Below are 19,622 nucleotides of genomic sequence, written 5' to 3' on the forward strand. Positions count from 1 at the left end.
TGACAGGATGAGGCCATGGGCGACGTCGTCAATCTGAATAAGGCACGCAAGGAACGCGAACGGCGCGCCGCCAAGGCGCAAGCGGCAGCGAACCGGGTCCGTCACGGCCAGAGCAAGGCGGGCAAGGCCTTCGAACGGCGGGAGGCGGATCGCGCTGCGAAGGATCTGGACGGCAAGAAGCTGGATTAGCGGCAGGGCAATGGCATCTGCAGCAGGCGCGGCCATTGCTCATGCCAGCCTTCGCCGTGGCTGGCTGCCACCCGGCCGACCGCGGCGCAGGCGCCCACCTCGGACGAAAACCGTTCCGCGATGGATGCCGGCACGATCTTGTCGTCGTTGCCGACGAAATGCCGCTGCGGCAGGAGTTTCAGACGCGGCGCCAGCGCGGCGACATCGATCGCAGTCGGCATCCGGGAAACATGATGCAGGCGGTTGACCGCAGCCGGGTCGAGATTGCCTGCAACGGTACGCAACGAGAGAATGTCGCGGCGCCGGGCCGCCAGAGCAACGGCAATGGCGGCACCGCCCGAATAGCCGACCAAGTTGGCCGGCATGGCAGCGGGCTTCATTTGGCCCAGCGCCCGGTCGATGGCCTCCACTGCCGATTGATCGAAACGCCCGTCCGTCCAGGTTCCGGTCTGACAATGCGTTTCCCGCCGCAGGTCGACATACATGCAGGGCCGCGCCAGATAGATGACATTCGGCGCCGGATCGGCCACGGCCAGCAGAAGGCCGACGGGATGCCGGGGCGTCGGATCAGGCGACGGATGGGTGCGGTCGAGCCACGCCAGACCATCCCCTTCTATGTAGACATCGACTGGCAACGACGGATCGCGGAGCCGCCGCCACACGGCCAGGCGATAGGCCGGGGTTTCGACGATCTGGAATTGCAATCCGGCGGGCGCAGCCTGCCGCTCGGCAAGGGCCAGCCGGTCGGTTGCCGCGCAAGCGCCGAGACCGACGCATGCAAGCACTGCCAGGATAATCGTAATCCAACGCATGATGCAGTTTAGCAGGAGCGGCTCAAAAATGCCGCTCCTGTCCCAACTTACAAGGCCAATTTGGCGCGGCCTGAGAAGGTATGGTCCTGGGCGTCGCGCGCCAGGCTGCCGCCATAGCCCAGCGTGAAGGTCAGGCCCTGGCCGAGATCGACGATATCGACGCCAAGACCGATCTCCAGGCTGTCGCGGTCCATCTGCGCGCCGGTGACCGAGAAGCGCTGATCCGGCAGCAGGACGAAGGCGGCATCCATCTGCGGCGCGTTGTCGGCGAACTGATGCGCCCAGCCCAGGTTGATCATCGGCGCAATACGCGTCTCCTTGCCCGCCACCGCCTCGAATTCCCAGGCGGCGCCAAGCCGGCTGACCAGGCTGTCATGCGTGAAGGCGCTGTAGCTCAGATTGGCGGTTCCCGCCCCCGTCTCGCTGAACGCACCTTGCCAATAGCGCTGGCCGGTCAGCCCGGCGAAGGGCCGTATATTGGCATTGAAGTCGTCGCTGCGCACCAGCTGGAAGGGAGCGCTGACCTGTAGCCCCGCCCCGAGGCTCCAGCCGTTATTCTCACCGGTGGCCGTGCTGGTCGCCGTGCCCACCGTCACGCTGCGGCTCTGCTCGGCATAATGGCGGCCGCCCATCAGTGTGCCGTCGAGGCGGATGCCCCAATTCTCCAGCCGGCCATAGAGGCCGAGGAAGCCGGCCGTGGCGCTGGCGGCTCCGCCGTCGCTGTCGATATCGGTGCGGCTGCCGACATAGCCGAAGGAGATACCCGCCGTCAGCTGATCCTCCTTCAGCGGCAGATCGATGCCGCCGGCAAGGCCGCCGGTCTTGGTGCTCGAGCCGGCAACGCCATTCTTGGCATCGACCGAGCCGAAGCCGCCAAGCACGCTGACCCAGGCGCCATGATCGGCATCCGACGCCTGATCACCGGTGGCGACGCCGCTGCGGCCGCCGGCATCGGCGCTGTCGGCCGAACCGCTGAAGCGGATCGGCGCAGTGGCGCCGGGCTGCGCCGTGTTGTGGTTAAGCACGGTGGACACCACCGAGGCGGCCGCCGTGGTCGGCATCGCGGCCACCGTCGTGGTGGTCTGCCCTGACAGCGAGGTCAGCGACGCCGCCTTCTGCTCGGCCGGCAATGCATCCAGCACGGCGATCAGGTTGGTCAGCTGCGTATTGCCGCGGGCCGCATCCAGTACGCCGGCAGCCGCCGTGCCGCTGCTGGTGATTGCCGCCGGCACCAGCTTGCCGGATTGCGCGGCCTGCAGCTTGACGCTGGTGCCGTCGTAATGCACCGAATCCGCGATGCTGTCGCCGCCGGCCAGTATCGCGGTGCCGAACTGCCCGGTCAGGCTGCTGCCCGACACCAGAATCTGGCCGCCCGGATTGAAGGCGATGCTGGCATCGATCTTCAGCGTCGCGCCCGGATTGATCGTGACCGCGCCCGTAGTCGCCAGGCGGTCAACGCCGCCGCTGCCGAAATCCAGCAGCAGCGTCGAGCCGCTGTTGAAGGTGACATCGCCGGTGGCGTTGAGCGTGCCGATGGTGCCGACGCCGCCCGGCGCCAGCGTGCCGCCAGTGTTGACGACGATGGTCTTCACCGTGCCGGCGCCCCCCAGGATGCCGCCGCTGTTGACGTTTATCGTGCCGCCCAGCTTGCCCGTCACCGTCAGCGTGCCGCCGTCGATATCGGCCGTGCCGGTGAAGGCTGAGCTGTCGCCGCTGAGAATGGAAACGCCGGCAAGCTGGCTGACGGTGCCGCTGCCCGACATTGCCGCGCCTAGCGTGAAACCGGCGCTGGTATGGTTGAGGATGAGCTTGCCGGTGCCGCCGCCAAATTGAATAGAGCCGGCTTCCACGACGCCCGCTGCGGCGGCGGTCTGGCCCTCATCCGCACCGATGATCAATGTACCCGAACTGCCGGCAACCATGTCAAGTCTGACGATCCCAGTGCCGCCGCCAACCGTCAGCTTGCCGCCATCCGTTAGGACCACCTTACCGGCACCTTGACCGCCTATTACTATAAAGGAATTGGTGGTAAGGCTCGAACCCAGACCGGACACCGTGACATTGCTAACGCCGCCGCTACCGGCGCCGAACATACCAAAACCGGTTACCGATACCGTGCCGCCGTTGAAGATGGAGAGCGTGCCAATCCCTGCATAACTGGAATACAGGTCTCCGGTGATGTTCCATTGGCCGTTGTCGACGGTTACAGTGCCTTGATCGGCGCTGTTGTTTACTGTTGCCTGGCCCGTGGTGCTCAGCACTCCCCCGTTAGTAATGGTGAGTGCGCCGCGAAGACTCGAATAGCCGATCGCGATGTTGCCGCTTGCCGTAGTTCCACCGGAAATAATGACAGGACTGGAGGTGCCGTTGATGCCCACCACGGTGGAGCCGTCGGGCACGAAGCCGAGAGTCCAGTTTGCGGCATTATACCAATTCATGTCGCCGCCATCGCCAGTCCATAGCTGTGCTGCGGCCTTCTGCGGCGCCAACGCGACCAGCGCAGTTGCCGCGAACAGCGCCGCGCGGAGTGCGGCAGCCTGCCAACGCGCAGCCATACGCATCGTCATGATGAATACCCCACCGGATATGCCTGCTTCCGGTAGTCCATCTCACAACTCCGCGCGCGCGTCGCCTCACCAATTCTGACCAATTCTGACCAATTCTTGCGGTGCGCGATGTCGGCTAAGGTCTAGTCTTTCCCGACGAGATCGGAGAGGATGCGGCCGCATGCTCGACCTGAAGACCATCCTGATCATCCTTGTCGTCAATGCCAGTCTCCAGGGCATTGTCTGGCTGTTCGTTTGGGTGTCGCAGCGCCATTTATACGAGCTCACCCTCATTGCCAGCGCCTATATCGTATTCGCGATTGGCCTGGTCCTGATCATCATGCGCGGCCCGGCACCGCCGGCGTGGCACATCGTGCTCGACAACACGCTGGTGAATACCGGGCTGATACTGGCGGCAGACGGCTTGGCGCGCTTCCTCAACCAACGGCGGTTTCCCCTCGTCAATATCGGAGTGGTCGCCTTTTCCGTCGCCTTCTGGTCGCTGGCACTGGCGCTGGACCCAACCAATGTGGCGATCCGCACCCACGCCACCGCCCTCGTCACCATTACCGCGGTGGCGATCATGATTCGAACGCTGGCTTTCGATCGCACGCAACCCCGGTTCTTGCGTTGGACGACAATCGCATTTCTTGTAGAGCACGCGGCAGCCACGATCAGCCGCGCCTGGCTGACAGCCCAGGATCAGACTTCGCTCGAAATGCCGGCGGCGGATAACACCACCCAGGCGCTTTACTTTTTCGAGATCAACGTCTTCGTCACGATCTACTTCCTGTGCCTGCTGCTCATGGTCGGGCTTCGGCTGTCTTCCGATCTGCGGCAGAAAAACGAGGCGCTGTCCAATGAAGTGGCGGAACGGCGCAAGCTGCAGGAACAGCTATCGGCCAGTCTGGCCGCCGAGAAGGCGCTGCGCTCGGAGCAGCACCAGCTCCTGCGCATGGTCAGCCACGAATTCCGCACGCCCCTTGCCATCGTCGATCGCGCCGCCGAAATGATCGATGTGGTGCTGGACAAGCCGCCTGAGACTGTGAGCAAACGCCTGACCAGCATCCGCGAGGCGGTACAGCGGTTGCTGCTGCTGATCGACCGTTTCCTCGATTCCGAGCGCCGCCAGGCCGAGCTGGTGCAGCCGAAGCGAATCGCCATCGCCAGTCTCTTCGCGCGCGTGCAGCGTCATTTCGCCAGCATGGATGCCGGCCATCAGCTGACCTTCGCCGCCGACCGGACTCTGCCTTTCTACTGGGGCGACCCGGAGATGCTGGCCACCGTTCTGATCATCCTGATCGACAATGCGATCAAGTATTCGCCCGATGCCAGCCCGATCGAGATCGCGGCGCGGTCCGACGACGGTGCGATCACGATCAGCGTCACCGATCACGGCATCGGCATACCGGCGGATGAGCTGGACTCGGTCGGCCGGCGCTTTTTCCGCGCTTCCAACACCAAGCCGGCCACCGGCACCGGCCTCGGCCTGCATAGCGCACGGCAATTGCTCGGCTACCATCGGGGCATGCTGAACGTGCATAACGGCCCCGACGGCGGCACCGTCGCGTCGGTACGCCTGCCGCTGCCCGGACTTACGCCATCACGCCGCTCAGCAGAGGATCGAGAAGTCGCATGACGCGCATCCTGGTGGTTGAGGACGAACCCTCGCTGCGCACCGATCTGGTGGATTATCTTACCATGCGCGGCTTTGCCGCCGAGGGCGTCGGCACGGCGCGCGAACTGCGCGTCCTGCTGGCGGAACCTGCCGCGCCGGACATCATCATCCTGGATATCGGGCTGCCGGACGGCAACGGCTTCGAGCTGGCCGGGGAAATCCGCGGCCGGTTTGACTGCGGCATCATCATGCTGACGGCTTTGGGCGAAGCCGACGACCGCATCAGGGGATTCGAGAGCGGCGCCGACATCTACCTCGTCAAGCATAGCAGCCTGCGCGAGATCGAGGCGACAGTGCAGAGTCTGCTGCGCCGGCTGCAGGATCCGCGCAACAAGGCGGCCGGCCGCCAGCCCGACCAATGGATCCTGAACCGCAGTTCCTGGCACCTGCTGGCGCCGAATGGCAGCGAGATCAAACTGACGGCGACCGAACAGGCCTTCCTCGCCGCCCTGCTCGACAATATCGGCCAGGCCTGCTCGCGCGAGAGGCTGGCGGAAATCCTCGCCCGGCCGCAGACCAACTGGGAGAACCGCCATCTCGACGCCGTGGTCAATCGGCTGCGCCGCAAGATCAAGGATACGGCCCAGCTCGACGCGCCGATCAAGATGGTCTATGGCCGCGGCTACGCCTTCTCCGCCCCCGGCAGAATCGAAGACTGAGGCTCAGTCCGCTTGCGCTTCCAGGACCTTTCGGGCCAGCGCGACGGTCACCGCCCGGCTCTCGGCCAGGGCGGCGGCATCGAGGGCCGCGACCCAATGGCGGGCGGCATGGCAGGAGCGCTCGATGCGCGGCACCAGATAGCGGATTACTTCCTCACCGACATTCAGTTGCCGATCGGCAAACAGTTTGACCAGCACGGCGGCGAGCAACGCGTCGTCGGGCTCGGCGATCACTTGCGACGGCATCGCCTTCAGCCGCGACATCAGGTCGGGCAGCGCAAAAGGCCAGCGCGCCGGCGGCAATGATCCGGTCAACAGCAGCGTGTGGCCGCGTTCGCGCACCATGTTGATCAGATGAAACAGCGCCGCCGGATCGCCGACGCAGTCGGCGTCGTCGACCGCAAGCGGCTGCCGCGCCAGATCGTCGACCTGCCCCACCCGCACCTGGTCCGGGCCGACGATGCGGGCATGCGACGCCGTTGCGGCCCAGATTTGCGCCAGATGGGTTTTGCCCGAACCGGCATGGCCATGGAGCACCAGCGCCTGCCCCGGCCAGTCCGGCCAGCGGTCGATCCAGGCCAGCGCCGCCTCGTTGCCGGGCGCAACCAGAAAATCCTCACGCGACCAGGATATCGGCAGCGTCAGGCCAAGACTGAGCTGATTCACTTTCATGCCTTCGGATCGGGTGACGCACCAGGACGATAAAGCAGGCTCTTGCGATAGCGTTCGAGCAGGAAGCGCGCCAGCACGCCGATGACGGCGAAAACCGGCACGGCCAGCAGGACGCCGAGAAATCCGAACAGGGTGCCGCCCGCCAGCAGGGCGAAAATGATCCAGACCGGATGCAGGCCGACGCGATCGCCGATCAGTTTCGGGTGCAGGATATTGCCTTCGATGAACTGCCCGACGGCAAAAATGCCCGCGATAACGGCGATCATCACCCAGTCCGGCCAGAACTGCACGATCGCCACGCCGACCGATACGGCGAAGCCGAGCGTGGTGCCGACATAGGGAATGAAGGAGATCATGCCTGCGGTCAGGCCGATGAACAGGCCGAACTGCAAGCCGGCGACCGACAGGCCGATGCCGTAGAAAGCCGCAAGGAACAGGCAGACCAGCACCTGCCCGCGCACGAAGCCGGCCAGAACGCGGTCGATCTCGAGCGCCTGCGTGCGGATCGTCTCGGCATGATCGCGCGGCAGATAGGCGTCGATGCGGGCGATCATGTGGTCCCAGTCACGCAGCAGATAGAAACCGACCACCGGCGTGATGACCAGCAGAGATACTGCGTTGAAGATGGCCCAGCCGCCGCCGAGCAGGCTGTTGAGCACATTGCCCAGCATCGCCACGGTCTGGCCGGAATTGCCGCTCAGCGCCTGCTCGACATTGCCGCGCAGGTCGATGCCGAAGCGCCGCGTAAGGCTCTCGATATAAGGCAGGACGCGCCCGTTGAACCAGGCGATGTATTCCGGCAGGTGCTTGATGAAGCTTTCGAGCTGATGAACCGCCACCGGCACCAGAAAGGTCAGCAGCAAAATGGCGATCAGGAAGAAGGCCAGGATGATCAGCAGCGTCGCTACCGTGCGCGGCAGACCCCAGCGCTCCAATCGATCGGCCACCGGATCGAGGAAATAGGCCACCGCCATGCCGGCGACGAAAGGCAGCAGGATCGGGCGGAACAGAATGAGCAATGCGACGGCAAGGGCGGCGATGATCACCCAGGCGATATATTGCTGCCGGAGGGTCAAGGCTGGCGACCTCGCAGCTCCCAGAAGCCGCCATTCTGCTCGAGCTGCACGTCGCGCTGTGCCAGCGCCACGGCGAGCTGGTTCGGCTCGCCATAGAAGGCGATCAGAAGCTGCGCGTCATGATGCGACAGACGCAGTACCTTGACCTTGCGCACCACCGGTACCGCCGCCAGCGCACTGCGCAGCTTGTTCCACTCGGCCAGGCTGGTGAACAAGGCGGCGGCGCTGAGCTGCCCCTGCTTCTCCGGATCGATGACCGTCCTCTCCTTCCAGCGCGCCTCGATGCGCCGCGACAGCTCCATCGCGGCTGAAAGCAGCGCCTCCTCCTGCGTTCCGCCGGTGGAGGTGAAAGTCGTGAGCCGATCGAGGAACTCGGCGCCGCCGACATGGTAGGGGTAAATCTCGATGCGGACGTTACCGGGATCCTGCTGCTTCAGCGTCGCCGAGACCATCAGCACGTCCTCGAAGCCTTGCTGACGGGCGAAACCGCGCAGATCCTCCGAATTGGCAAGCAGCCGATCCAGCGACGGTGCGCTGTCGCTGGGCGGCGCGACACCCAACGGCACCAGACCATCGCCGTCCGGCCGGCTCTGCCAGGCATCCCGCCAGGGGTTATCGGCTTCCCACAGCTTCTCCCCCGCAGGCGCCTGCCAGACCGGGATCAGCAGCACGGGGCGGCTCACGGTTTCCGAATAGGGCAGCCTGGCATCCTGCAACAGGCGGCGAACGGCATCGGCCCGGAAGTTCACCGTGATCTTGCCGATATAGCGGGTTGCGGATGTCCGCTCCTCGTCGATCTCGAAACCGGCGACGGTCTGATTGAGCAATGCCTCGGTCGGCCGGGGCAGCCGCCCGTAATCCTCGGGCAAAGTGAGCCGCCGCATGAGCTGCGAAAAGGCGCGGCGCTGGCCGTCCGCAATGGCGAGTGGCCGGGCAGCGGCGGCGCTGTCGGCGCTGGCATCGACGGCCACGGCCGAAACGGTGTAGGGGTTGGCCAGTTTCGCCTTCGCCGAGGGGGCGCCCGGGGCGGCGTTTCCCTGGCCAGTATTTTCCTGCGCATCCGCCGGCCCGCTTGTCGCGAATGCCAGAAGACCAGCAAAAAGGACGATGAAACAGAGCCTTGTCGGGCGGGTCTGGAGCATTGCAAACAAGGGCGGAATGGGTATGTTGGCCGGCATCCACTCTAGCCTATCGTGGAGGCCACCATCAACACGTCGCCGCTTTATAAGGCTGCCGGGGTCGATATCGATGCCGGCGAGGCCCTGGTGGATGCCATCAAGCCGCTGGCCAAATCGACCCGCCGCAAGGGAGCCGATGCAGCTCTGGGTGGCTTTGGCGCGCTGTTCGATCTCAAGGCAGCGGGCTTTTCCGATCCGATTCTGGTTTCCTCCACCGACGGTGTCGGCACCAAGCTGAAAATCGCCATCGAGACCGGCCGCCATGGCGGCGTCGGTATCGATCTGGTCGCCATGGTGGTCAACGACATCCTGGTGCAGGGCGCCGAGCCGCTGTTCTTCCTGGATTATTACGCCACCGGCAAACTCGAGGTCGAGGTGGCCAAGCGCGTCATCGCCGGAATCGCCGAAGGCTGTCGCCAGGCCGGCTGCGCGCTCACCGGCGGCGAGACCGCCGAAATGCCCGGCATGTATGCCGCAAAGGACTACGACCTTGCCGGTTTCGCCGTCGGCGCGGCCGAACGCGGGCGCCTGCTGCCGCGCGATGTGCAGGCCGGCGACGTGCTGCTCGGGCTGGCTTCCTCGGGCGCGCATTCCAACGGCTTCTCCCTGGTGCGCAAGGTGATCGCCGATAACGGTCTGGACTTCGAATCCCCTGCTCCGTTTGAGGTCTCGAAGCCTTTGGCCGATATCCTGATGGTGCCGACGCGCATTTACGTCAAAAGCTGCATGCCGCTGGTGCGCGATGGCCGCATCAAGGCGATGGCGCATATCACCGGCGGCGGGCTGGTCGACAATGTGCCGCGCGTGCTCCCCGACGGCACCCGGGCCGTGATCGATGCCAAAAGCTGGTCGTTGCCGCCGGTGTTCAAATGGCTCAAGGCAGCGGGCAAGATTTCCGACGCCGAGATGGCGCGGGCGTTCAATTGCGGCATCGGCCTGGTGGTTGTCGTCGCTGCCGATCAGGTCGATGCCGTGCAGGCGGCGTTGACTGCCGCCGGCGAGGCCGTCTCGCGCATCGGCCGCATCGAGAAACTGGACGATGCAACAGCCGAACCGGTCTGCGACGTCGTCAATATGGCGGGAGCCTGGAATTGATGGCGGCGCGCAAGTCCGCCGCAATCCTGATCTCCGGCCGTGGCAGCAACATGCGCGCCCTGGTCGAGGCAGCCGAAGCCGCGGGCTTCCCCGCCCGGATCGCTCTGGTGGTGTCGAACAACCCTGTTGCCGCCGGCCTGGATTATGCGCAGGCGAAAGGCATCACCACGGCGGTCATCCCCAGCAAGGGGCGAAGCCGCGAGGATTTCGACGCCGAGCTGCACGCGACCTTGAAGGCACACAACATCGAGCTCGTTTGCCTTGCCGGTTTCATGCGCATTCTCACCGAAGGCTTCGTGCAGAACTGGGCCGGGCGGATGATCAATATCCACCCCTCGCTGCTGCCGGCCTTCAAAGGCGTACATGTGCATGAGCAGGTAGTGGCATCCGGCGTGCGCTTCACCGGCTGCACCGCGCATTTCGTCACTCCCGGCATGGATGAAGGCCCGATCATCGTGCAGGCCGTCGTGCCGGTGCCGATTGGCGCCACGGCGGACGAGGTTGCCGCCCTGGTACTGGAACAGGAGCACAGGATCTATCCGCAGGCTTTGCGCTGGCTGGCCGAGGGGCGGTTGACCGTGGAAGGCCAGGTCGTGCGCGTGCAGGAGGCAGCGGTACCGCAGGGCGCGATGATCAGCCCTACCGTATAAACGAAGCTGCACAAATCGAAGCCGTGTAAAACAAAAAAAGCCCGGCAGTACTGCCGGGCTTTCCGTATTCGGATTGTGTCGGGCGGTTTAGCCGACGATCTCGGTACCCGAGAAGAAATAGGCGATCTCGACGGCGGCGGTTTCCGGCGCGTCGGAGCCATGCACCGAATTGGCTTCGATGCTCTCGGCAAATTCCTTGCGGATGGTGCCCGGCGCCGCGTTGGCCGGATTGGTGGCGCCCATGACTTCGCGGTACTTGGCGATGGCGTTCTCGCCTTCCAGCACCTGCACGACCACCGGACCGGAGATCATGAAGCTGACCAGATCCTTGAAGAAGGGCCGCTCCTTGTGCACGCCGTAAAAGGTCTCGGCCTGCTTCTGGCTCATCCAGATGCGCTTCTGCGCCACGATGCGCAGGCCGGCGGCCTCGATCTTGGCATTGATCGCGCCGGTCAGATTCCGGCGGGTGGCATCCGGCTTGATGATCGAGAAAGTGCGTTCAATCGCCATGGTCGATCGTCCTTTCGGCATTGGCGGGAAAAAAGGTGGCGGCTATATAGAGGCTTCGCCGCTCCCCTGCAACTCCCTGACCAGGCCTTTCAGACCCCGAAATGTTGAGTTTTCGCGATTTAACCTACCGGATTGCCGGCCGTGTCCTGCTGGACCACGCCTCGGCCACGATCCCGGCCGGCCATAAGGTCGGCCTGGTGGGGCGCAATGGCACCGGCAAATCCACCCTGCTGAAGGTGATCTGCGGTGAATTGCAGACCGAGACGGGCGGCGTCGAACTCCCGGAACGCTGCAGGATCGCCAAGCTGCCGCAGGAGCCGCCCGGCGGCAGCCAGACACCGATCCAGTACGTACTGGCCGCCGATGAGGAACGCGAAGCCCTCCTGGCCGAGGCCGAGGAGCTGGAGCTGTCGAGCAGCATGGAAGACGCCGAGCGCATCGCCGCGGTGCATTTGCGGCTCGCCGAGATCGAGGCGCATCGCGCGCCGGCCCGCGCCGCCGTGATCCTGGCCGGCCTGGGCTTCGACGAAGCGATGCAGAACCGGCCGCTGGACACCTATTCAGGCGGCTGGCGCATGCGCGTGGCGCTGGCTGGCTGCCTGTTCGCTCAACCCGACCTGCTGCTGCTCGACGAGCCGACCAACCATCTCGATCTCGAAGCCTCGCTATGGCTGGAAAGCTATCTCAAGACCTGGCCGCGCACCTTCCTGCTGGTCAGCCATGACCGGCATTTCCTCAACAACGCGGTCGAGCATATCCTGCATATCGACCACGCCAAGCTGGTGCTCTACCGCGGCAATTACGACAGCTTCGAAGCCGAACGCCGCGCCCGCATGGAGCAGCAGGCGGCTTTTGCCGCCCGCCAGACCGAACAGCGCCGCCATCTGCAGGAATTTGTCGATCGCTTCCGCGCGAAGGCCTCAAAGGCGCGTCAGGCGCAGAGCCGGCTCAAGATGCTGGCGAAAATGCAGCCGATCGCAGCAGCCATCGAAGATCCGACGGTGATCTTCCGCCTGCCCGAGCCGGAGGAGCTGGCGCCGCCAATCATCTCGCTCGACAATGTCGCGGTCGGCTACGAACCGGGAAAGCCCGTGCTGCGCGGCTTGAACATGCGCATCGACATGGATGACCGCATCGCCATGCTGGGTGCCAACGGCAACGGCAAATCGACTTTGGCCAAATTGCTGTCCAAACGCCTCGAGCCCCAAGCCGGCAGGATGCAGCAGACCAACAAGCTGCGGATCGGCTATTTCGCCCAGGATCAAGATGAGGTGCTGGAGCCGGAACGCACGCCGGTCGAACATCTGCAGGCACTGATGCCGAAGGCAACCGTCGAGCAGATCCGCACCCGGCTGGGCAGCTTCGGCCTCACCGGCGACAAATCGACCACCAAGGCCGGTGCTCTGTCGGGCGGTGAGCGCGCGCGGCTTTTGTTTGCCATGGTCACGCATCATGTGCCCCATCTGCTGATCATGGACGAACCGACCAACCATCTCGACATGGATACGCGCGATGCGCTGGTGCAGGCGGTCAATGAATTCAAGGGTGCGGTCATCCTGGTCAGCCACGACCGCCATATGGCGGAAGCCTGCGCCGACCGTTTCTGGCTGGTAGCCGACGGCACGGTGAAGGAGTTCGATGGCGATCTTGACGATTATGCCCGCCTGCTGGCCGAGAGACGCCGTGCCGCCTTGGCGCAAGAGCGCGGCGGCAACGAGAAGTCGGCGGTCGACCGCAAGGCCGAGCGCAAGCAGGCGGCAGCGACGCGCCAGATGCTCGCCCCGCTGCGCATCGCCGTACAGAATGCCGAGAAAGCCCTGGCCAGGCTCAATGCCGAAAAAGCAAAACTGGATGCCAAGCTGGCCGATCCAAAGACCTACGAGACCTTGTCGCCCGCCGCCCAGGCCGAGTTGCAGAAGCAGCATGGCGAACTGGTAAAGAGGATTGAAGCCGCGGAAGAGGACTGGCTGGCGGCGCAGGAAAAGCTCGAGGAAGCGCAGAACGAGGCAGCTTAGAAGGCGTTCACCCCTCCGCCTTCTTGACCCAGCCGCCGCTTTCACTCTGCTGCCAGTAAGTCAGCGTATGGCCGGCAGCCTTGGCTTTTTTCCAGCGCTCGCGCGCGGCCTGCACGGCGATTTCGTCGTTGCCATCGAAAAGATCGCAGACGCGGGTGAAGGCCGAGACATCCTCGGCATCGGCACCATCGACAAGGAACAGTACATCGGCCTTGTTCGGCCGCTCGTATTCGGTGGTCAGATAGATCGGCTGCTTGTCCTCGAAGCCATCGGCCTTAACGCCGTGCGGCAGGAAGCTGGCGCGGCCATAAGTCCAAAGCAGACCATTGAGCGCGTCGATGCGCTCTTCCGAACCGCCCTTCACCACAGCGCGCCAGCCGCGCTGCAGGGTTTTCTCCAGCAATTCCGGCAGCACCTGCTCGAGGCGCCGCCGGGTCAGATGGTAGAAAAGCAGTTCGGTCATGCCAACAGGTTCACCGCTCCTCGTAATGGTCGGCGACCAGGCGGTTGAGCAGGCGCACGCCGAAACCGGTCGCGCCCTTGGGCACCGTAGGCTTGTCCTTCTTGCTCCAGGCGGTCCCGGCGATGTCGAGATGCGCCCAGGGTGTCTTGTCCTTGACGAAGCGCTGCAGGAACTGCGCCGCCGTGATCGAGCCGGCACCGAAGCCAGGTCCGGCAATGTTCTGCATGTCGGCGATCGGCGATTTCAGACCCTCCTCATAGGCATCCGACAGCGGCATGCGCCAGAGCAGTTCGCCTTCCGCCTTGCCGGCGGCAGCGAGGTTCTCGGCGAGCTTATCGTCGTTGGAGAACAGGCCGGCATGCTCATGACCGAGCGAGATGATGATTGCGCCCGTGAGCGTTGCCAGATCGACCATGAAGCGCGGCTTGAAACGCTCTTGGCAATACCACATGGCATCGGAGAGGATCAACCGGCCTTCGGCATCGGTGTTGAGCACCTCAATGGTCTGACCCGACATCGACCTGACCACGTCGCCCGGCCGCTGCGCCTTGCCGCCCGGCATGTTCTCGACCAGGGCGACGACGCCGACGGCATTCACCTTGGCCTTGCGGCCGGCCAAGGCTGCCATGGTGCCGATCACCGCGCCGGCGCCGGCCATGTCCCATTTCATCTCCTCCATGCCGGCAGAGGGCTTGATCGAGATGCCGCCGGTATCGAAGCAGACGCCCTTGCCGACAAAGGCCACCGGCTGGCCAGCCTTCTTGCCGCCATTCCATTGCATCACCACGAGTTGCGACTCGCGATCCGACCCCTGGCCGACGCCGAGCAGCGCGCCCATGCCGAGCTTCTTCATCTCCTTTTCGCCCAGCACCTCGACCTTGACGCCGAGCTTGGCCAGCTTGCGGCATTCCGCCGCCAGTGCTTCCGGATGGATCACATTGGCCGGCTCGGTAACGAGATTGCGAGTGAGGGTGACGCCGTCCGCGAGCTTGTCCAGTGGCTGGTGCAGCTTGCGGGCGGCGGGCGCCGCGTCGCTCAATATACTGACGGCCTTCAGGGACGGCTTATCCTTGTCCTTCAGCTTGGTCAGATACTTATCAAAGCGATAGGCGCCGAGCCGCGCTCCCAGGGCGGCCCGCGCCGCGGCTTCTGCGGCCGGCAGAACAGCGCCTTTCGGCACTTCCGTGGCAATGGCAAGGTCGGTCTCGCCGGATGTGATCAGGCGACGGACGGCTTCTCCGGCCAGATCCTCATAGGCTGTGGCCTTGATCTCGGCCGGCTTGCCCAGTCCGGCCAGCAGGACACGCCGTATCGCCGCCCCGGCGCTTCCCTTGGCGCCGCCCGCCGCGCCCCCGGGGGCCAACACTTCGAGCCACTGCCCCTTGGCGCCGGAAAACCGCGGCGCAGCCGCCATGGCCCTGGCCAGCGCCCCGCCGACCGCCTTATCGACCTGAATCCCGAAAGGGCCGAGCTGGCCGCCATCCGACACGCATAGGACGAGACTGCCGCTCTTGGGGGGCTTGGCTTCGATGATATCGATTTTCATGGCGCTTCAGTCCAGGGAATTGGGGTGGGAACCGACCGGGCACTATAACGGCGGGGCGGCCGGGCGATCAATCCGCCTCAGCCCGGCGATTCGCCGAATCTTCTTTATCATCCAAGCCCTTCTTTTCAGGTCACGGCGGTGGCCAGAAGGGGCGGAATGGGTATACTGCCGGCCATGCGCGGGGTATCCCTCTACATCATGCGCCAGATCGCCTGGCCGATGCTTTTTGCCACCCTCACCCTGACCGGGGTGATCTGGCTGACCCAGTCGCTGCGCTTCATCGACCGGATCGTCAACAACAACCTGTCGTTGGCCGATTTCTTCTATCTGACATTGCTGGTGCTGCCGAACATCATGGCGATCATCCTGCCGGTCGCCGCTTTCTGCGCCACGCTCTATGCCTTTCACCGGCTGGCCAGCGATTCCGAGATGATCGTGCTTTCGGCCGCGGGCTTCAGCCGGCTTTCTCTTGCGCGGCCCGCCCTATACATCTCCATCCTGATCATGGCGGTGATGTATCTCATCCTGCTTTTCCTCATGCCACTGGGATCGCGCACCTTGCGGGAGACGCAGTACCAATTCCGCAACGACCTCGCCGGCATGGCGATCCTCGAAGGGGTCTTCAACACGCCAACGGCCAATCTGACGGTCTATGTGCGGGAACGCGAACCCAATGGGGACCTGATCGGCGTGCTGGTGCACGACAACCGCACGAAAGGCCAGCCGATCACCATGATGGCGGAAAAAGCCAGGCTGCTGCGCACCCCGGAAGGCCCCCGCCTCTACATGGTCAACGGCAACAGGCAACAGATGGACTCCAACCGGCAGTCCCTGTCGTTGCTGTATTTCGACAATTACAGCTTGGATCTGCAGGCCTATGCGGAAAAGGAAGCCGCCGCCTGGCGCGAGCCCTCCGAACGGTATCTGAGCGAGCTGTTCTGGCCGGATATGAGCAATCCGGACGACAGGAATAATTACAGCAAGCTGATCGTCGAAGGCCACCGCCGCTTGGTGACCCCGCTGCTGGTTCCGGCCCTGATAATGATTGCAGTCGCCAGCGTGATCGGCGGCGAGTTCAATCGTCGCGGCCAAGGCAAAAGGCTGGCCGTCGGCGCGGCGGCGGCAACCCTCCTGCAGGTGCTGAGCCTGGGTGTCATACATCTGGCCACCCAAACGCCGACTCTGATCCCGCTGCTGTACGTCACGCCGCTGGCTTTTTTCGCCATAGCAGCCTTCCTGCTGCGTGAGCCTCAGCTACGCCCTCGCCTGCGGAACGCTTGATGCGGCAATCGATGACTTTATCGGTGTATTTGGGGCGCCACTATCTGCTGGCGATCCTGAGTGTGCTGATCGTTCTTGCCGTATTGGCCTTCAGCTTCGATACCGTCGAGTTGCTGCGCCGGGCGGCGAAAAGCAGCGATGCCACGCTGCCGGTGGTTTTCGAGATGTCGATCCTGAAACTGCCCTCGCTGCTCACAAAGCTGTTTCCCTTCGCCGTCCTGTTCGGCGGCATGCTGGCATTGACAAGGCTGACCCGCTCACAGGAACTGACCGTCAGCCGTGCCGCAGGCGTCTCCGTCTGGCAATTCCTCCTTCCCGGCCTTGCCCTGGTCTTCCTGCTCGGCGCCTTCGTCGTGACGGTCTACAACCCGCTGTCATCCGCCATGCTTGGCCGCTACGAAACGCTGGAAGCCAAGGCGCTGCGCGGTCGCAGCAGCCTGCTCGCCGTCTCCTCCGGCGGGTTGTGGCTGCGGGAGGCCGATGCGACCGGTCAGGTCGTCATCCATGCATTGCGCACCGCACGTCAGGGCATCGAACTCTACGATGCGATCTTCTTCTATTTCGAAGCGGGCGATCATTTCGTAAAACGCATTGATGCCGCGAGTGCACTGCTGGAAGACGGAGAATGGGTGCTGAAGGAGGTCGTTGTCAGCTATCCGGACAAACCGGCCGAGCGTCTCGACCAACTGCGCCTGCCCACCACGCTGACATTCAATCGCATCCAGGAAAGCTTTGCCTCCCCCAATACGATTTCGTTCTGGGAGTTGCCGTCTTTCATCGCCACTTTGGAGCAGGCCGGCTTCTCTGCCGTCCGCCATCGGCTTTATTTCTATTCGCTGCTGTCGCTGCCTCTACTGCTCTGCGGCATGCTGTTGATCGCTGCCAGCTTCAGCCTTCGCCTGACCCGCCGCGGCGGCATCGGCGTCATGCTTTCCGGCGGCGTGGCGGCGGGCTTTCTTCTGTATTTCAGTGTCGAGCTTGTTCAGCCTTTCGGCCTTAACGGAACGATCCCTGCGCCGCTCGCTGCATGGGCCCCCACCGTTATCTTCCTGATGCTGGGTGTGTCCTTGCTGTTTCATCTGGAGGATGGATGAGCCGCCGCTGCAGTTCCTTCATTCTCCTGGTATTCTGGTCTTGGCTGGCGATATCCGTATCGGCATTCGCGCAACCGAGCACCAATGCGCCCGTGCTCGTTACGGCTGATACGCTGAAATACGATCAATCGCTTGGCATTGTAACTGCCGAAGGCCATGTCGAATTGGCCCAGAATGGGGAGACGTTGCTTGCCGATCTCGTGAGCTACAGCGAGCGCGACGATAAGGTGGTCGCCAGCGGTAATGTTGCTTTGATGCAGCAGGACGGCGCGGTTCTCTTCGCCGATTACATGGAACTGACCGGCGGCATGCGTAATGGCTTCATCCGCGATGCCTCTTTCCTGCTGGCGGACAATTCACGGGGTGCGGCGGCGTATGGCGAGCGTAAGGACGGCAACCGCACGATCCTGCATAAAGGCGTCTATACGACCTGTTCCCTGTGTGCGAAAGACCCGACCCGCCCCCCGCTTTGGCAATTGAAAGCCGATCGCGTGGAACACGATCAGGAGGCCCAAGAAGTCTATTATCGTGACGCGACCTTCGAAATGTTCGGCGTGCCGATCCTGTATACGCCCTATTTCAGCCATCCCGATCCGACCGTGTCCCGCCGCAGCGGATTGCTGCCGCCCAGCTATCTGACCAACACCTATTTCGGCCAGGCAGTCCGCATCCCGTATTACTACGTCATCGACGACAACGCAGACTTGACGCTGATGCCGCAATTCTCGACCGATCAAGGCGGCCAGATTTATGGCGAGTTCCGACAGCGGCGTCAGACCGGCGAAATCGATCTCGACGGCAGCATCACCAAAGTCGACAAAAGCGGGAACCAGCAGGATGGCGGGGAGTTCCGCGGTCATATTCGCGCCAATATGGCTTTCAGGGCGAACGACGACCTGACCTGGGGCGCCAACATTTTCCGTGCCTCGGATGACACTTATCCAAGCCTTTATCGGATCCCCGATTATACGACCCGCAATGCCCTGACCAGCCGGGTCTATGCCGAGGCGATCAACAATCGCCATTACGCGGCAATCAACGCTTTCGCATTTCAGAACATCAGAACCGACGTCGCCCCGGATACGGTTCCCATCGTCGCGCCAATTTTGGACTATTCCGCCTCGACCGATCCCGGCAAATACGGCGGCTACTGGACCTTTGGCGCCAATATGGCCTCCATTTACCGCGAGGCGGGGACCGATACCCGGAGGCTTTCCACCAGCGCCACCTGGACACAACCCTATTACGCGCCGAGCGGAGAAATTTACACTGCCACGGCGATGCTGCGCGCTGACGGCTATTGGGTAAACGACCTCAATCAGTCGCTGGGCCTGCAGACGGACAGCAACGGCTCCGAGTTTGCAGGCCGCGTCGTCCCACTCGTTGCGCTGGATTGGCGCTACCCGTTCGTCCGCGACGAGGGTACGGTTCGGCAATTGATCGAGCCGATCGTCAGCGCGGTCATCACCCCCTATGGCAGCAATTCGAGCAGAATCCCGAATGAGGATTCGCTCAGCCCGGAATTCGACGAAACAAACCTGTTCGGTCTGGACCGCTTCCCGGGCTATGACCGGTGGGATGGCGGTCCAAGATTGAATTATGGCGTGCGAGCGGCGGTTTACGGCCAGAGCGGCGGATATTCAGAGTTGCTGGTTGGCCAATCGATCCGCGGTCATGCCGACGACACTTTTGCCCCTGGCTCCGGCCTCGACGATCAGATGTCGGACTATGTCGGCCGCCTGACGATCTCGCCCGGCCGCTACCTCAGCCTGATCGACCGGGTTCGGCTGTCGCCGAACAGCAAGCTGGCAGTTCGCCGCAATGAACTGACCACGCAGATCGGCTCGAACACCTCATTCCTGAGCATTACTTATGCAGATGTGGCCGACACCGATTTCCTCGACGATGTGGGCGATCAGGAGGCAATCGCGGGAACACTGCGCATGCAGATGACGAAGTACTGGAGCACGGAGTTTCGGCATACCCGCGATCTCGGGGACCGGGGCGGCTCCCTTCTTAATTTCGCCGGTTTGCGCTATACCGACGAATGTTTCGATATCGTAGTCTTTGCACAACGGACATTCACGGTTAACCGTGAAGTTCAACCCGACACCACGATCGGACTCCGCTTCCGGATCGCAACATTCAATTGAGCTCA

Annotated in this window: 17 protein-coding genes; 9 read left to right on the forward strand and 8 right to left on the reverse strand. The window is 63.5% G+C overall.

Annotated features, from left to right (window positions below; all coding sequences use genetic code 11):
- Nucleotides 1–15 precede the first annotated feature (15 nt).
- Nucleotides 16–189, forward strand: a complete 174-nt coding sequence (locus VF194_RS00895; RefSeq protein WP_330887087.1) for a DUF4169 family protein — start codon at nt 16–18, stop codon at nt 187–189.
- Here VF194_RS00895 and VF194_RS00900 read toward each other — a convergent pair.
- Both VF194_RS00900 and VF194_RS00905 read right to left on the reverse strand, forming a co-directional pair.
- Complete coding sequence (locus VF194_RS00900) at nt 186–974, reverse strand: alpha/beta hydrolase (RefSeq protein ID WP_330887089.1); 789 nt, start codon at nt 972–974, stop codon at nt 186–188. The genes VF194_RS00895 and VF194_RS00900 overlap by 4 nt on opposite strands.
- Nucleotides 975–1,048: 74 nt before the next feature.
- On the reverse strand, nt 1,049–3,568 hold the full coding sequence (locus VF194_RS00905; RefSeq protein WP_330887091.1) for an autotransporter outer membrane beta-barrel domain-containing protein: 2,520 nt from the start codon (nt 3,566–3,568) through the stop codon (nt 1,049–1,051).
- Nucleotides 3,569–3,728: 160 nt separating this feature from the next.
- On the opposite strand from VF194_RS00905, the gene VF194_RS00910 reads away from it, so the two are divergent.
- Entirely contained in the window at nt 3,729–5,186 is a 1,458-nt protein-coding gene (locus VF194_RS00910) for a sensor histidine kinase (protein WP_330887093.1), read from the forward strand.
- Entirely contained in the window at nt 5,183–5,884 is a 702-nt protein-coding gene (locus VF194_RS00915; RefSeq protein WP_330887095.1) for a response regulator transcription factor, read from the forward strand. The genes VF194_RS00910 and VF194_RS00915 overlap by 4 nt, the downstream gene beginning before the upstream one ends.
- A gap of 3 nt (nt 5,885–5,887) precedes the next feature.
- Here VF194_RS00915 and VF194_RS00920 read toward each other — a convergent pair whose 3' ends face one another.
- From VF194_RS00920 to VF194_RS00930, 3 genes are read right to left on the reverse strand one after another with little or no spacing between them, the layout of a single operon-like run.
- A complete protein-coding gene (locus VF194_RS00920) occupies nt 5,888–6,556 on the reverse strand; it encodes an HdaA/DnaA family protein (protein ID WP_330887097.1) in 669 nt (222 codons plus the stop codon).
- A complete protein-coding gene (locus tag VF194_RS00925) occupies nt 6,553–7,632 on the reverse strand; it encodes an AI-2E family transporter (RefSeq protein ID WP_330887099.1) in 1,080 nt (359 codons plus the stop codon). Before VF194_RS00925 ends, VF194_RS00920 begins: the two co-directional genes overlap by 4 nt.
- Nucleotides 7,629–8,603 carry a DUF2066 domain-containing protein gene (locus tag VF194_RS00930; RefSeq protein WP_330887101.1) on the reverse strand — a complete coding sequence of 325 codons (975 nt, stop codon included), beginning with the start codon at nt 8,601–8,603 and terminating at the stop codon, nt 7,629–7,631. Before VF194_RS00930 ends, VF194_RS00925 begins: the two co-directional genes overlap by 4 nt.
- 222 nt (nt 8,604–8,825) lie before the next feature.
- Here VF194_RS00930 and purM point away from each other — a divergent pair, with 222 nt between their 5' ends.
- Nucleotides 8,826–9,905, forward strand: coding sequence for a phosphoribosylformylglycinamidine cyclo-ligase (gene purM, locus VF194_RS00935; protein WP_330887103.1), 1,080 nt, complete (start codon nt 8,826–8,828; stop codon nt 9,903–9,905).
- Nucleotides 9,905–10,555, forward strand: coding sequence for a phosphoribosylglycinamide formyltransferase (gene purN, locus VF194_RS00940; protein ID WP_330887105.1), 651 nt, complete (start codon nt 9,905–9,907; stop codon nt 10,553–10,555). Before purM ends, purN begins: the two co-directional genes overlap by 1 nt.
- Nucleotides 10,556–10,642: 87 nt before the next feature.
- Here the strand turns inward: purN and ndk are convergent, their stop codons facing one another.
- Complete coding sequence (gene ndk / locus VF194_RS00945) at nt 10,643–11,065, reverse strand: nucleoside-diphosphate kinase (protein ID WP_330887107.1); 423 nt, start codon at nt 11,063–11,065, stop codon at nt 10,643–10,645.
- 101 nt (nt 11,066–11,166) lie between these two features.
- On the opposite strand from ndk, the gene VF194_RS00950 reads away from it, so the two are divergent.
- Nucleotides 11,167–13,080, forward strand: coding sequence for an ABC-F family ATP-binding cassette domain-containing protein (locus VF194_RS00950; protein WP_330887109.1), 1,914 nt, complete (start codon nt 11,167–11,169; stop codon nt 13,078–13,080).
- Nucleotides 13,081–13,087: 7 nt separating this feature from the next.
- Here VF194_RS00950 and VF194_RS00955 read toward each other — a convergent pair whose 3' ends face one another.
- Both VF194_RS00955 and VF194_RS00960 read right to left on the reverse strand, forming a co-directional pair.
- Nucleotides 13,088–13,543 (reverse strand): DNA polymerase III subunit chi, encoded by a 456-nt coding sequence (locus VF194_RS00955; RefSeq protein ID WP_330887111.1) that lies wholly within the window; start codon nt 13,541–13,543, stop codon nt 13,088–13,090.
- A 10-nt stretch (nt 13,544–13,553) separates the two neighbouring features.
- Entirely contained in the window at nt 13,554–15,089 is a 1,536-nt protein-coding gene (locus VF194_RS00960; protein ID WP_330887113.1) for a leucyl aminopeptidase, read from the reverse strand.
- Nucleotides 15,090–15,245: 156 nt separating this feature from the next.
- On the opposite strand from VF194_RS00960, the gene lptF reads away from it, so the two are divergent.
- The 3 genes from lptF to VF194_RS00975 are packed head-to-tail and all read left to right on the forward strand — an operon-like array spanning nt 15,246 to nt 19,617.
- Nucleotides 15,246–16,370, forward strand: coding sequence for an LPS export ABC transporter permease LptF (gene lptF / locus VF194_RS00965; protein ID WP_330887115.1), 1,125 nt, complete (start codon nt 15,246–15,248; stop codon nt 16,368–16,370).
- An 11-nt stretch (nt 16,371–16,381) separates the two neighbouring features.
- Complete coding sequence (gene lptG / locus VF194_RS00970) at nt 16,382–17,464, forward strand: LPS export ABC transporter permease LptG (RefSeq protein WP_330887117.1); 1,083 nt, start codon at nt 16,382–16,384, stop codon at nt 17,462–17,464.
- Nucleotides 17,461–19,617 carry an LPS-assembly protein LptD gene (locus VF194_RS00975; RefSeq protein ID WP_330887119.1) on the forward strand — a complete coding sequence of 719 codons (2,157 nt, stop codon included), beginning with the start codon at nt 17,461–17,463 and terminating at the stop codon, nt 19,615–19,617. The genes lptG and VF194_RS00975 overlap by 4 nt, the downstream gene beginning before the upstream one ends.
- Nucleotides 19,618–19,622 lie beyond the last annotated feature (5 nt).

Origin of the sequence: Ferrovibrio sp. (assembly GCF_036381655.1) — a bacterium.
Taxonomy (GTDB): Bacteria; Pseudomonadota; Alphaproteobacteria; order Ferrovibrionales; family Ferrovibrionaceae; genus Ferrovibrio.